Annotated in this window: 12 protein-coding genes; all 12 read right to left on the reverse strand. The window is 41.3% G+C overall.

Annotated elements, in window-relative coordinates:
- Window positions 1-8: 8 nt before the first annotated feature.
- Entirely contained in the window at window positions 9-1,523 is a 1,515-nt protein-coding gene (locus BM146_RS14755; RefSeq protein ID WP_074890678.1) for an AAA family ATPase, read from the reverse strand.
- Between the two features lie 18 nt (window positions 1,524-1,541).
- A complete protein-coding gene (locus BM146_RS14760; protein WP_074890745.1) occupies window positions 1,542-2,960 on the reverse strand; it encodes a vWA domain-containing protein in 1,419 nt (472 codons plus the stop codon).
- A gap of 19 nt (window positions 2,961-2,979) precedes the next feature.
- Window positions 2,980-4,167, reverse strand: coding sequence for a DUF362 domain-containing protein (locus tag BM146_RS14765; protein ID WP_074890680.1), 1,188 nt, complete (start codon window positions 4,165-4,167; stop codon window positions 2,980-2,982).
- Between the two features lie 22 nt (window positions 4,168-4,189).
- Window positions 4,190-5,110: a leucine-rich repeat protein gene (locus BM146_RS14770; protein WP_074890682.1), complete on the reverse strand. Its 921-nt coding sequence runs from the start codon at window positions 5,108-5,110 to the stop codon at window positions 4,190-4,192.
- A 550-nt stretch (window positions 5,111-5,660) separates the two neighbouring features.
- Window positions 5,661-6,263 carry an ABC transporter ATP-binding protein gene (locus tag BM146_RS14775; protein ID WP_074890684.1) on the reverse strand — a complete coding sequence of 201 codons (603 nt, stop codon included), beginning with the start codon at window positions 6,261-6,263 and terminating at the stop codon, window positions 5,661-5,663.
- Window positions 6,253-7,173, reverse strand: coding sequence for an ABC transporter ATP-binding protein (locus tag BM146_RS14780; protein ID WP_074890686.1), 921 nt, complete (start codon window positions 7,171-7,173; stop codon window positions 6,253-6,255). Before BM146_RS14780 ends, BM146_RS14775 begins: the two co-directional genes overlap by 11 nt.
- A gap of 9 nt (window positions 7,174-7,182) precedes the next feature.
- Window positions 7,183-8,016: an ABC transporter permease gene (locus tag BM146_RS14785; protein ID WP_074890689.1), complete on the reverse strand. Its 834-nt coding sequence runs from the start codon at window positions 8,014-8,016 to the stop codon at window positions 7,183-7,185.
- Window positions 8,013-8,990 carry an ABC transporter permease gene (locus tag BM146_RS14790; protein ID WP_074890691.1) on the reverse strand — a complete coding sequence of 326 codons (978 nt, stop codon included), beginning with the start codon at window positions 8,988-8,990 and terminating at the stop codon, window positions 8,013-8,015. Before BM146_RS14790 ends, BM146_RS14785 begins: the two co-directional genes overlap by 4 nt.
- A gap of 76 nt (window positions 8,991-9,066) precedes the next feature.
- Complete coding sequence (locus tag BM146_RS14795) at window positions 9,067-10,761, reverse strand: ABC transporter substrate-binding protein (protein ID WP_242949415.1); 1,695 nt, start codon at window positions 10,759-10,761, stop codon at window positions 9,067-9,069.
- Between the two features lie 278 nt (window positions 10,762-11,039).
- Complete coding sequence (locus BM146_RS14800) at window positions 11,040-13,814, reverse strand: glycoside hydrolase family 3 protein (protein ID WP_074890694.1); 2,775 nt, start codon at window positions 13,812-13,814, stop codon at window positions 11,040-11,042.
- A gap of 66 nt (window positions 13,815-13,880) precedes the next feature.
- The gene (locus tag BM146_RS14805; RefSeq protein ID WP_074890696.1) at window positions 13,881-14,789 is read right to left on the reverse strand and encodes a diacylglycerol/lipid kinase family protein; all 909 of its coding nucleotides are present in this window, start codon (window positions 14,787-14,789) and stop codon (window positions 13,881-13,883) included.
- 21 nt (window positions 14,790-14,810) lie between these two features.
- Entirely contained in the window at window positions 14,811-15,299 is a 489-nt protein-coding gene (locus BM146_RS14810; protein WP_022774608.1) for a dihydrofolate reductase, read from the reverse strand.
- Window positions 15,300-15,307: the final 8 nt, after the last annotated feature.

The following is a 15,307-nucleotide window of genomic DNA, read 5'->3' on the forward strand; positions in this document are numbered from 1 at the left end:
TTTCCATATTACAAAACAAGCTCTTTTACAATATCCTTAAGTTCCTGCTTTCTGTCGTTTAGAAGCAGAAGCTTATTGTATTTATAGTAGGCATCATTTCCGGTCTCGCGGACAAATTTAAGACTGTGGTAAGCACTTGATAGCTCCGTAAGGAAAATAACCATTTCCTGGCTTCCTGACAGAGACTCTTTATCTCCAAAGGTCTGCTCCAAAAACTCAAAGCTGTTTGTAAGATGTCGTCCGGTCTCCACAATCCTTGCCTGCCTTGCGTCCTCTCTCTCCTTAAACCACTTCTTGGCCTCTTCAAACTGATCACCATCAGACAGGCTGGTTTTCTCCAAAAGCTCACGCAGGTAAGAAACAGTGAGTCTCTTTATCCTCTCATCCTCTCTGCTGATCATGCCAATAGAAAGCTGATTCTCAGTCTCTTTTTCCATTGAGGATGCTGTGTTTTCCAGATACTCACGCACGCTGTCAGTGTCATTACCCAAAGCATTCCCTGCTACTTTTATGATTTCAAACAGCTCCTTCTGAACAGCCTCATCCTGGGCATAATCTCTGAATTCTTCCATGAGCTTATCAGACAAAAGACCTATGATACTGAGCTTCTCATCGAAAGATCCTTTTCGTAAAGTCTCCTTATCCTCAGGAAACCTTCCTTCCAAAATATCAGGAATCTTGTAAAGCTCATTGTATCTTCTGTACAGCTCGTAGTAAGTAGCAAAATCCCTCGCTATTTCCTTATTCTGCAGATACTGGGCAGTAAGGTTCTCATCAACACCAATACCAAGTTTCTCATAAACCTTGATTATCCTTGATAAATCTTCCCATCCTCTGGCTGTCACAAAGCTCCTGCCATTTACATCTGTACTTATGTTGTAGAAATTATCTTTTTTGATCTCAAGATAAGCCAAAATAGAGCCATGAACTCCCGCCTTGTAGGCATAATCCTTCCAGGCTTCAAAATCTTCTTCAATGTTGATCTGACGTACTCGGTCCAAAGTTACAATATCAAAATCCCTGACTGACTTATTGTACTGAGGCGGATTGCCTGCGGTAACAATTATGTAGCCTTCAGGGAGCTTGTGTGATCCAAAGGTCTTGTACTGCAGGAATTGAAGCATAGTAGGCGCAAGCGTCTCAGATACGCAGTTTATCTCATCGAGGAAAAGAATTCCCTCTTTCACCCCGGACTTTTCAATCTGTTCATATACAGCTCCAATGATCTCACTCATGGTGTACTCAGTCACAGAATACTCTTTTCCACCAAAGCTCTTTTCCGTGATCTTTGGAAGGCCAATTGCGCTCTGCCTTGTGTGGTGGGTTATCGTATATGACACAAGGCCGATTCCCAGCTCATGAGCTATCTGCTCCATAACTGCAGTTTTTCCTATTCCGGGAGGTCCCATGAGAAGAATTGGTCTCTGCCTCTCCACAGGAATCTCATACTGTCCTACCTCATCTTTTTCAAGATAGGCTCTCACTGCATTTTTGACTTCAACTTTCGCTTCATCTATATTCATGATCTGCTTCCTCTTTAATCATACATACAATTTCATCGCCCATACCGGAACATTTTCATCCTCATAGTCGCCATCCTGCGGAAAAACAAATGCGGTATCATAAGCAGTTTCTTTTTCCGGATAGATGCCGTAGCCATCAGTAAAATAGATAAGGCCCTTGAGATTTTCAAACTCTCCGGCCGACTGCAACTTATCCACATAGTCAAATACAGGCCTGAAATCCGTTCCATAGCCGCCTTCAACATGTATACCGGTCGCATATTTCTTCATTGCTTCTACGCTGTCAATAAGCTCATCCCTCTGAACCTGATCATCGCACTGGATAACATGTATTTTAATCTTTTGGAAAAAAGATTCCTCTGTAAAAAGAAGTCTTGCTGTCTCATTAAGAAAACGCTGAACAAGCTCATCTTTACAGGACGCCGAAGTGTCGATAGCTATCACCAGCTCTTTTACCTTGCGGACTTCCTTAAACTCATTCTCCTCGATCAGAGGCATATTTCCATAGTGCTCTATTCCAAAGCTGTACATGCCATAGTCAAAACTGTCCATGTCTATGCCGCCCTCTTCACGGATCACCTTAAAGCGGTTCAAAAACTCCCTGTAATCCGTACGTGAAGTGTTCTCATACTTTAATATCCATTCCAGTTTTCCGAGCTTGTCGCTATGTCTTTTGCCGATAGTCTCTATCTCGGTTTCCATGCGCTTTGCTGACTTTTCCCAGTCTTTTTCTTTGTTCTGTATAGCCTTAAGCCTTTTGGGATTTATATACTTTTCCGTAGTTTTCTGGTCTGTATTTTTTCCGGAAGGACCATCAAAATCCTCATCTATCGGAGGCTTTTCTTTCTCATTATCATCAGGCTTTTGGTCATCTTTTGGAAGTCTTTGCCAAAAGCTGTGGTCATCCATTTTAAACTCTCTTGAAAGCTTCTCTATTTCCAAAATATCTATGTTATTTTCAGGATCAGAAAAGAACTTGTACAGCTTTTCTACCGTCAGGACCTTAAGCTCTTTTTCAAGGCGCTCATACCACCTTTCGCGATAGTCCGATGTAACCCTGTAAATGCACTGATAGTCCATCCCATCAAGGATCATCTCCACCACTATATCAGCACACAGATCAAAAAGATCCACATCCTCATATTTTGCCGAGGTGTACATGTGCCTGAAAATGCAGTGAAGTATCATGTGAAGATAGGTTCTGTTTAACTTCCCGGGTTCCTCCACAAACAGAGATGACACGTATGTAGGATTATACCTGATTGACACAGCATCAGTACCTACAGTTGTCGTTGAAAGATCCATCTCATAGGACAGTGATGAAAGAGCTTCCCCCATAAATCTCATGGCTACATAAAGCTCTGTCCTAGAGGCTTCAAGAACCTGCCTTCCTATCTTTTCAAGTTTTTCTCTGTAACTTATCTCTTCTTGTACCATAAGCTTATTATCGCTCTCATTATATTGTGCTGACAAATTTCCCGAGCGGATTTTCGTGTACTTTCATAGCTCCCTTTGGGCAAAACTCCTGACAGCAAAAGCACTTGATACACTTACTTCTGTCAATCTCAGGAATCATTAAAACTTTCCCCTTTACATTTCGTTCAACCATTGTGATAGCCCCTGCAGGACATGTTTCATAGCACTTTTTACATCCAACACATTCTGCTGCCTTTACCTGCGGTCTTGTCTGTAAAAAGAGCTTTATCAAAACGGATTTCATCTTATTACCAAATCCGCCTCCACTAAAGTCAATTGACTGATGTATAGTTGCCCTCTTAAAATCAGCTACCTTAATATGCTCTCCATCAGATAAAGAAACAATATCAACATCTGCAATGCTCTCAGGCCCAAGTCCTCTTTCAAAGGCAGCCATTATTGTCGGAACATCCCTGATGCCCATTCCAATTATATCAGCGCAGACTACATCAAGAGCATAGGGCTTTTTAGATGCCAGAACCGCCCCGATATGCCTTTTGTCCCCTGCTGTAGGGCCATTGCCCTCCATTCCGTCTATGGCATCAACGATATAAAGCTGCGGCTTAAAAAACTCATTGAGATCCACCATGACATTGGCAAACGCCCTCTCCTCGGGAAATCTCATGTGATACTGAGGCTTAGTAACCCCGGGGATAGTACCGAACATATTTTTAACCGCACAGCTCATGCCCATCATAGCGTGAGTCTTAAGCTTTGATACATTAATGATAGCATCCACATCATCAAGCCAGCCTGTGTAGGTAAAAGTCTTTATGCTGACTGCATCTGCAAACTCTGCATCTTTTTCCGAAAAGTCTTCATTAAGCTTCACCTTTCCGTCAAAATCCTTTTCAAGCTCAAGAAGCCCGCATGCCTTATAAATTCCAAAGACGTAGCTTTTGTTAAACACACCTCCCGGGCTATCTCCAATGACAACCTTTGCCCCCATTTCTGTCAGGCGCTCACAGAGCCTTCTGACAATCATAGGATGCGTTGTCACCGCCTTTTCCGGCGCTGCTGCCCCTACCAGGTTAAGCTTAAGTCCAACAGTCATGCCTTCCTTAACAAAAGAAAGACCATCTATCTCATCAATCGCCTTATCAAGGCTATTTTTCACCAGTTCTTTATCGTATGATGTACACTTTTCTACAGATACTTTTTCAAACACCCTTTACCCTCAATATTTTCCATTAAAATTCAAATTTAGAAACACTCACCACAGGCGGCTTCTTGCTTCCAATCAAAACTGCACTCAATAGAGTAAGTCCCTTTTCTGAAGTAAGCTTTATAGCATGATCCATGGCCTCATCATCCAAAAATGGGATCAGCTTTTTTATCAGATTCATCGGAGAAACCTCATCAACATCCAAAACTGCATTTTCTCCACTATTTTCAATATTTTTTATGAGTCTTTCCACAATGCTCCTGCCATTTTTCTTAATAAACATCTCGTACCTTTCCCGGTACCCGGGAGCAAGCTCATAAGGGAAAAGAACTCTTCCTATGGCTATATCTTCTGAAACAGCGTTTCCATCTATAACGGCCTTTTCAAAAAGCTTGTCATACTCCCTGTAGTTAACGTTCCTTCTGTCGACGCATTCCCTGTAGATCATCCCGCTGCCACCAATGGAAAACTGGATTGTCCTTGCCATGGTATTTTCAGAAAAATCGTAGACATACTCAGGAAAAACAAGACAAGATGTAAATCCATCTCTTTTGATCATAAATCTGAGAGTCCTGTCATTATCCGCAAGAAAGTTTCGGATGACCTCGTACCAGTTCCTCTCTATATGTATCTCAATATCAGACAAAGAGTCGCACTGCCTGCATACTCCGTCATAATAGTCATCAATACTGTCAAAAAGACTTATCTTCCTTAGTTTCCTGCAGTTATGAAAAGCAAACCCGTAAAGAGTCTTTATCGTGTTCGGAAGAACAACACTTTCAATATCATCTCTTCCTGAAAAAGCATGATTTCCTACGGCCTCCACCACATAGCCATCAATCCTATCCGGCACAACCAGCTCTCTGACACTTCCCTCAAATCCTGTGATCTCTGCAAACTTATGACTATCTTTTTTACTTACATTTATTACATATAAAAATGGCATATTGCCTTCACCCAACCTTAAATAGATTCCACCTCATAATAATATACATTCTAAAAATTACCAATTCAAGAATATATACTTTCTTGCGAGTGGCATAAAATCCAGAAGTGCCCATAACTTCGGATAGATCTCGGAGTATTCGCAAAGACACAGTAAATATAAAATAATGCGCCTTGTTTTCTTTCATGCTTATTCAAAACAGAAAACAAGGCTTTTATTTTATATTAACTGTCTCTATTGCTCATACTAAATCGCTCCATCCAAAGTTATGGGCACTTATGGATTTATGGTTTACTACACATATAAAGAATAATTTTTTGCAAGAACAGCAGCCGAGCTGAAAGTGTAGGCATAGTGATGTGAACGATTTATTTTGAAATGATGATAAATGGATATAAATAAACCCACAAAAGACTTGTGTTCTGAATAAGTATGAAACAAGTCTTTTGTGGGTGTTTTATGTCCAATTTATCACATTGAAAAATATCAGAGTGAACAGAGCTATACCTACACTTTCAGCTCGGCTGCGTACGTTTACAATAAAGTATATTTATTTGTCAAGTCTTACGGTTCTTGTGCAGACTTTCTCTGCAAGGGCCTTGTTGTGGGTGATCACTGCCATGCCCATGTTTCGCTCTTTGGCTATATCAAGCAGGATATTCCAGACCTGAGCCTGAGTGATAACGTCTAGCATTGTAGATATCTCATCGCAGATAAGGATTTTGGTCTTCGGTGTAAGAATCCTTGCTATGCAGAATCTTTGTAGCTCTCCTCCTGAGAGTTCTGAAGGCCAGCGGTGCAGCCACTCCTTCTCAATTCCCATTTTAGCCAAAAGAGCTTCATCAGGAGTAAAGCACTCATTAAGCGTCTTCTCCATTCTCCACCTGGGATTTACAGAAAGCTCCGGATGCTGATAGATAAGCTGCACCGGGCAGAATCCCCTTGAAGGCAGCTCCTTTCCATCTATGAGCACCTGGCCTTCTGATGGTTTCTCATATCCTGCCAGTATCCTTGCAAGAGTTGTCTTGCCAAAGCCGGATGGAGCAACAATTCCCACTCTCTCGCCTTCTTGGATAGAGAGTGAAACATCCATCAAAACCCAGGGACTTTTTTTGTCATATCTAAAACTTACATTTTTTGCTTCAAGTTGCATGAGCGCACCTAACCTTTCCGCCTCTTACTTCACGCTCTGGCTGCTCTCCGGCACAGGCATCATCCCTGTATGGACAGCGATCTGCAAAAAGACATCCCGAAGGAAGGCTTCCTGCATAGGGCTGAGCTCCTGGTATTGGCTTAAAGCCGTTTTGTGGAAGCGCATCATAAAGAGCCTTTGTGTATTGATGTCTAAGAGCATCTCTTCCACTTAAAAAGTCCTGTGTTGATGCAATCTCAACTATTGTTCCTGCGTAAAAAACTGCAATTCTGTCCGCCACGTTAAGGGCAAGGTCTATATCATGTGTGATCATAAGGATTCCTGTTCCCTGATCAGCAAGTGTCCTGAAATGCTTTAATGTCTCCATTGCAAGCTCAAGATCAAGACCAGGTGTTGGTTCATCGGCTATTATAAGCTTGGGATTTCCCATAACAGCGCCTGAAATGAGCACACGCCTTGCCATTCCTCCTGAGAGCTGGAACGGATACTTTTTCTCTGTATCCTTTCCTAAACGGTACTTTTTAAACAGCTCCTCCTGACGGGCTTTGCTGCCTTTAACGCCCTGAACCTGCTTTCCAACCTTCATAAGCGGGTCAAGATAATCCACAGACTGGGGGATAAAAGAGATTTCTTTTCCATAAAGATCAGGTGTAGTCTTCATGGAAAGTGGTTTCCCGTCGTATGTGATCCTACCGCTCACAATCGCGTTCTTAGGAAGAAGGTCGAGGACAGCGCTCGCCAAAATGCTCTTTCCTGATCCGCTTGAACCAACAACAGCAAGTATCTCGCCCTCTTTTACGTCCAGTGATAGTGAGTGGATAACTTCAAGGTTTTCTTTTTTTAATGTGTCGCCCCGGTACATAGAAAAAGCTACAACCAGGTCTTCAACGTTTAATAGTGTCTTTCCCATGTTCCCTCCTTACTCGTTACCACTGTTTGGATTCCAGAGCTTTTTAAGCGTCTCACCGATAAGATCAAATAAAACAACAGCCAGTAGGAGCATAAGCCCAGGGAAAAGAGCCATCCACCATTTTCCGGTGGTTATATGATTCATAGATTCTGCCAGGATAACTCCGATAGCCGGCATTTCTTTTGGCAGACCAAATCCCAGGAACGTAATTGATGCTTCATGCATGATGGCATGTGGGAACAAAAGGATAAGTCCTATAAGATAAGCCGGAAGCACGTGAGGAACCATATGTGTAAGGGCAATAGTCAAATAGCTTTTTCCCATTTTTCTGCTAGCCAGTACGTACTGTGTATTTCTAAGCTGCAGAACCTCCTGCCTCACGATTCGGGTAAGTGAAGGCCAGTGTGTAAGCGCAACAGCCACAGTAACGCCAACTGTTCCTCTTCCTACCATGCAGGATATGAGTATCAACAGAACAATATGCGGAAGTCCCATGCAAAGATCAACGCACAAATTTACAAAGCGGTCTACAAAGCCGCCAAATACCGCAGATGCAATTCCCATAATAAGTGCAACTACAGAGCTAACAAGAGAAGCCAAAAGACCTATCACAAGGCTGTTTGAAAGTCCCTTGATACAACGTTTGAACATATCTCTTCCCATTGCATCCGTACCAAAAAGATGCTGAGCACTGGGAGCAAGGAGTTTATTTTCATAATGAACACCATACTCACTTGGATCAATAAAAAGTCCCCAGAAAAACACTACCAAAAGATAAGTAGCTGCTAAAACAATAAGGAGAGTAAGTCGTGTTCGTCTGTTCCACAAAGATGTATTTCTCATGACTCCTCCTTTTCCCTGATCCTGGGATCACAAATTCCATACAAAATATTGGCAATAAGATTGCCTGTAAAAACAAAGAGCGCACTAATAAGAGCAATACCCATAAGAAGAGGTGCATCACCACTTAAAGCCGCAGCTGTAGTTGCTGTTCCGATTCCTGGATAAGCAAATACATTTTCAGCAAGTGCCATTCCGCCAAAAAGCTCACTAAATGAAGCAAACTGCAAAGTTATAGCAGGAAGCATGACGTTTCTAAGAACATGACGTCTGATGATCTGTCTCTGGTTCTCACCGCGTGCTCTTGCATACAGGATATAGTCACTTCCGATTATCTCAACGACTCTTTGTCTTGTATAAAGAACCACCTCACTTATATTGGCCACAGTAAGAGTGATCACCGGAAGTACCAGATGATAAAGCCTGTCCCAGACAGTAACTTCACTCTTAAGTTTTCCCATAGGAACAGCCATTCCGATTGGGAACCAGCCGAGGCTGACTGCAAATACAACGAGGAACATAAGTCCCAGCCAGAATGTAGGTGCTGATTTGACCATCAGGCAAAAGAGCTTTGTAATTCTGTCATATATTCCGCCCTGCTTTATTCCGCAGATAACTCCAATTACAAATCCAAGTATTCCTGACAGAAGCCACGCTAAAAGCATAAGCACTATTGAATATGAGAAGCGTTCAATAATAACACTGCTAACTGCTTTTTTATATGTTATTGATGTCCCCATGTCTCCATGAAGTATATTTACAAGCCACTTAAAAAAACGCGTAAAGACAGGCTCATTTAATCCCCAGTGCTCCACTATCTCCTGTTTAGCTTCAGGTGACAATGTTGAATTGGTTCCAATATAAGATACCAGCGGGTCAATTGGCGATTTCGCAATCAGTACAAATGCCAAAAAGCTCACAAGTATCAGCAAAAGAAGCATACGAATCAGTTCGTATAAAATATTTCTGGTTCTCATAGCTACTTACCTCAAAAAAGATACCACCTCATTCACGGGGTGGTATCCGAATGAATTATCTTTGTTCAATAATCTTTTAGTTTAATACCCAGTCCTTAAGGTTACAGATGATTGGGCTTCCATGACCATGTGGATGTGGAATCTGTGTTGCTTCTGAAATATCAAGATTATCTTTTACAAAATATGAATGCTCGATATTTACAAGATACAGGTATGGGTATTCACTGTCTCCAATTGCCTGAGCTTCCTTCCATGCAGCATTTGCATCTGCCTGGTTTGATGCTGCAAAGGCTTTTTCAATAGCTGCATCGCAATCTGCATTTGTATATCCTGTTACGTTGGCATACTGTGCCTCAAGGAACATCTCTGAATCATACGTTGAATAGATAACTGTTGGTGAGAACTGTCCCCAGCCCCAGACAATAGGAGTTGTATTCTCTTCTACTACAGCAACATCCCATGACTCATTGCGGACATTTATCTCAATTCCAAGGTTTTTAGCATTCTCAGCAAGAGCTGTTGCAAGCTTATAACGATCTTCATCGTTACCCGGAGCTATAAGATCAAATGAACACTTAAGATCTCCTTTTTCGCGAATTCCATCGCCATCAGAATCAATCCATCCAGCATCTTCAAGGATCTTTTTAGCCTCATCAACCTGATTGTCTTCGTAGTCATCAGTTGAAGCCCAAGGAAGATTATCTGTGAAATTAACAGCAGGCTTTCCTTCGCCGTTAAATGCATTATCAATGATTTCCTGACGATTGATACCGATTGAAAGAGCCTTACGAACTGCAATATCACTAGTAACGTTATTACCTACATTATATTCATTGCCCTGGCTGTCCTTCATAACCTGCTCTGTAAGAGTAGGAAGACTCACATTACGAACGTCCATTGTCTCAAGTTTGTGAAGAGTCATATTGTCAATTGTCTCATTGATATATGTTGAACCAACCATTACTACATCAAGCTGACCTGATACTGCATTGGAGTAAGCTGTATCCTGATCCATTGAGATGATGTTTACCTGCTCAATATCAGGTGTGCCACCCCAGTAGCTGTCATTGATCTGCAAAATGATCTGCTGATTTGTATCGTACTGAGCAACCTTATATGCACCTGTTCCTATAGGAGCTGTATCAAATGTCTCACTGTTATAAGAATCGCTTGGAACTATCTGAAGCATTGCTACTGTATCAAGGAATGGTGAATAGCACTCATTAAGTGTAAATACAACCTTGTAATCGCCATCTGCCTCTACAGACTTAAGCTTTGTCAGATCGACATTTTCATTATTAGCCTGGTTCTTTTGAACCTCTTCATAGGTAAAAACAACATCCTCTGCTGTGAAAGGTGTTCCATCGCTGAATGTAACTCCCTCACGAAGATTAAATGTATAAGTAAGTGCATCATCACTTACTTCCCAGTCAGTTGCAAGATCTGCAACATATTCCGAATTGGTATCAGCCTGGATAAGTGCCTCATTTACAAATGGATATCCATAGCTCATAAAGCCTTTAACAGGATCCATGCTCGAATCAAAAATAGATCCACCTATATAAACATTTATGCTCTCTGCATCATCAGCTGCTACTGCATGTTCAGCTGTAGTTTCTGCCTGATCCTGACTTCCTTTCTGCTGTGTCTGTGCATTCTGAGTTTCTGAAGTTTGAACCTCTTTTGACTCAGTAGTTGCGCTCTGACCACATCCGATCATAGAGAAAGCTAAAATGATCCCCAGTACAAATGAAATACTTTTACTCTTCATCTCCGTCCTCCAATTTTTAATGTCTATAGGATTATATGCCAGAGAAAAGTCCATTTTAAGCCCCCTGGGGGGTTATTTTTTATGATACTTTAGTTTTATATTCAAAAAAGTGAGAATATTTTGTAGTCATTTTGCTTATTACAAAACACTCTCACTTTGTATATGCGTAAGTGACTTCTTTAACTCTCTAAAAATTTTAGATTGCGGCTACGTACGCATATACAAAAAGAGAGCATCCTAACATAAGCAAAAACTTACGCTAGAATACTCTCTATATTTTACATTTCTTTAGTTTTTATAACTTTTACAGAATCAAACACAAGACCACTCTGAGCAAAATAGAACTTCAGGTAGAAGTTTCCAAGGAAAGATGGAGCAAGCTTTATGCGGAATTTCTTCCACTCTTTGTCCATTCCTGTAAGAGTGATGGTCTTTATTAGCTGTCTGTCCTGGAAGATTGAAAAAGGAAGCTGAGCAACATCAGGCTGATTATCTGCTCTAAGTACCAGTTCAACATCCATCTCACATTTTGTAGGTGTAGACAAAAGAAATACTGTTGTTTCACCTTTTTCTGTATTTATAAGCTTTGTATCAAGTGAAAGTTCTTTTTTATCGAACTTAACCTTGATCATATCCTGAAGAGATGCATCATCCTCATCAATTGCAGCTTTCAGTTCCTTATCAAGAGCAGACTCTTTACCGATAAGGTGCTCAAAAGCAGGAGTCTTAAGAAGGAACCTTAAGATATTGCCTGCACATCTTGCAAGCTCATCTCTTGTTACAAGTCCCTTTTCTATAGCATCATCAAGATTATCCTTATTGGAGTTATCTTCAGCGCTTGAATTAACCATGTTAAGGTCGTTCTGGGCACGTACCTGTGCTGCAACGTTAGCATAGCTTCCCTTGCCATTTGCTTCATCATTGCCCATTGCCCACCAGTCTGTCATGACAATGCCATCAAATCCCCACTCTTCTCTTAGGATAGTAGTAAGAAGGTCATAACTGCTTGCTGTCCAGAGACCGTTTACAGGGCCATATGTGCTCATTACAGCTCTTGCTCCACCTTCTCTTACAGCAATCTCAAAGCCCTTTAAGTAGATCTCGCGAAGTGCTCTCTCAGATACAACATTATTCACGTTGTGTCTGTTAGTCTCCTGAGTGTTTCCTGCAAAGTGCTTGATAACGCCTGTCACTCCATACTTGTGCATACCACGAAGCTGTGCAGAAACAAGCTTACCTGTAAGGAATGGATCCTCTGAAAAATACTCGAAGTTTCTGCCATTAAGAGGGCTTCTGTGAATATTCATTCCAGGTCCTAAAAGGGCATCAATCCTGAACTTTCTAAGTTCAAGTCCCTCCCAGCCAAACAACTCTTCGTTTATATCTTCATTAAATGTGCAGGCAAGACATGTTCCGTTTGGTAGTGAAAAAGCATGTGTCCCGCAGTCCATACGGATTCCGGAAGGTCCATCTGAACAACCGCCTACAGGAATTCCAAATTTTGAAAGAGAATCTGTAACTCCGCCATAAGCACCTGCAATACCGGCAGTTACCTTTGGAGAGCACATTCCCTCTCCACGCATCATTGTGACAAGATCTCTGTCTGACAACTGAGCTATGAACTCATCAAGACTCACTTTCTTATTAGCAACATCCACAAGCTTATAGCCCTTGTCACCTGTATATTTAAGAGCCTTTGGAAGTCTGTCCTTTCTCTTTTTGTTAGGGTCAAGAGTTCTGAGAGGAACATCTTCATAGGTCTTTTTAACATCTTTTCCGGCTACTTCTGCCTTAAGTCGTTTAAACTTATCAACAGGAGCGTACGCTTCCTCGCACTCGCATACAACTTCAAGCTTGTCTAAAGAAAACTCACCTGCCGCCTCAGCGCTTCTTACATCACTGCCTGCATAAACAGTATATTTGCCCTCTTCAAGAACATATGAAGACTTGTGACCTGTAACACCACCGTCATCATAAGAAGCCATCCAGTACTTAGGCACATCAAATTCAAGTTTCTGACACTGACCAGGCTTTAAAACATCTGTCTTTGCAAAGCCGCAAAGGACTCTTTTAGCCTTTCCAAGCTTGCCGTTTGGTGCTTCAAAATACACCTGAACAACTTCCTTACCTGCTTTGTCACCTGTGTTTGAAACTAATACTTCAAGGGTTACTCCTTCTTTTTTGTCAAAAGAAAAATCTCCCAAAGCTATATCAAAGCTTGTATAAGACAGTCCATATCCGAATGGATAAAGAACCTTCTCTTTATCAAAGGTCTCAAAATAGCGGTATCCAACATAGATATCCTCTTCCTGGAAGTTCTGTTTCTCTGAGCCAAAGTTCCTGGTTGAAGCATAGTCATTAATATCCAAGGCAATTGTATCTGAAAGCTTACCTGAAGGATTAACATCTCCACTAAGAACATCAAGTACAGCGTTTCCGCCTTCCTGACCGCCCTGCCAAACGTATAATACTGCTGAAGGCTTACACTCCTTCACCCACTTCATATCTATGATATTTCCAACATTCAAAAGAACTATTGTATGCTTAAATGCCTTACATACCTTGGCAAGAGCCTTGCTTTCTTCTTTTGTCAAAAGATAGCTTCCCTCTGTAGCCTTATTATCCTGGTCCTCACCTGCTGTTCTTCCTATGATGAAAATAGCTTTATCAGACTCTGTTGCTGCCTTTTTTACAAGCTCATCTGCTATAGGCATTTCTTTCTGATACCATGGTTCTGAAGCCCAACCAAATCCTGACTCATAAGGATTTTCTTTTACGAAATCCTCGTAAGCTTTTCTGACATCTTTATTGATCTTAAATTTGCCTGAAGCTTCAAGTGCCTCGTAAATTCCTACAACATAGCGGGCATTGACCATTCCGCCTGATCCGGTTCCGCTCTTGTAATAATTCATCTGAGCTCTTCCAAAAACAGCGATCTTCTCATTCTTTTCAAGAGGAAGTGCGCCGTCTTTATTCTCGAGCATAACTATGCCCTCTGCAGCTGCGCTTCTTGCTGAAAGCTTAAACTTTTCTATATCCCATGTCTTGCTCATACCCAAACCTCAAAAATAATTGTTTTTTACTAATGATATTGACTTACTTAAACGTTTTCGTCAATACTATTTTTTTCCGACAAGAATAGTTATTGCCTTCTCAACAACTTCTATCTCTGTTTCTTTGAATGCTCCACCAAATTCTCCGTCCAGCGTCCACTCTGTTTCACCCTCGGAAACAAACTTTGCACTTTTTACCTGCTTATAAATAATATATGGATTGTCAGGCTCTTTTGTAGCAAGCGCAGATATTACCGCATTGAATTCAGCCAGATTCTTCGGAGCCTTTATCAAAAGAAGCTCCATAAAGCCATCATCCTGCTTTATATCGCTGTCTGCAAAAAGAGTCATTCCTGCAACCGAAGCAGAATTACTTACTGCGCCGAAAATAAAATCCCCCTCTTCATACAGATCATCCGCTTCAATCTTCATATGGCAACTATAACCTATATTCTGAGGAAGTTCCGCTATTGCACTGATAACATAGGCAGCATAGCCCAAAACATTCTTCAGCTCCTGGTCTGTGGCATAGCTCACCTTTGAAAAAGCCCCAAACGCAGCCACATAATTAAAAAATTTATCGTTCATTCTGCCAACATCATAGGTATAGGGCACTCCTGTGGAAACCACCTCTATTGCTTTTGCCCTAGAAGAAGGAATACCAAGTCCCTTGGCAAAATCATTGGTACTTCCCGATGGAACATAGGAAAGAAGTGGTTTTTTCTTCATATGCATGATAGCGTTCATAACATGATTGAGTGTTCCATCACCGCCACTACACATAATCATGTCGGCCTTTCCTTCATACTGAGGTATTATTTCCTCTGATGTCAGGTTGCTCCCCGGAAGAATAGGGTAAACTATAGGTTCATACCCCTTCTGTGCAAGAGCTGTTGCTATTTCCAGCGTCTCGCTGGCAGCCCTTCCTGTTCCTGATGTCTTATTTATAAGAATCAAAGCTCTTTTTTTATCCATAATTAAAATACAACCCCGCTTTTATTTGCGCTTGTAAGTCCTATATGTGTAGGTTATATCAAAATAAACCTGCTCATCACTCTCGTCTACAAGCTCCCAGTTCGGATCCTTATCAAGATTAGGGAAGTAAGAATCAGCCTGATATTCCTTGTCGATAAAAGTAACTATTGCAGTATCGCATTCATCGATAAACTCGTTATAGACACTTGAACCGCCAATAATGAATACGCTGTCTGTATCAACATCTTTAACAAGTTCCAACAGTTCTTCTTTGCTGTGAGCAACCTCTGCATTTTTTACTGTATAATCCTCTCTTGTTGAAAGGATTATGTTCCTTCTGTTTGGAAGAACCACCTGCTGTGGAAAAGTCTCAAGGGTCTTTCTTCCATAAACTATTGTATTGCCTGTTGTAAGATTTCTGAAATTCTTCTGATCGGCAGGAATACTGACAAGGAGCTTACCCTTGTGTCCAATTGCCCAATTGCTGTCTACTGCTACTATTGCTTTCATATGTCCTC

It is taken from the genome of Butyrivibrio proteoclasticus (genome assembly GCF_900115735.1).
Taxonomy (GTDB): Bacteria; Bacillota; Clostridia; order Lachnospirales; family Lachnospiraceae; genus Butyrivibrio; species Butyrivibrio proteoclasticus_B.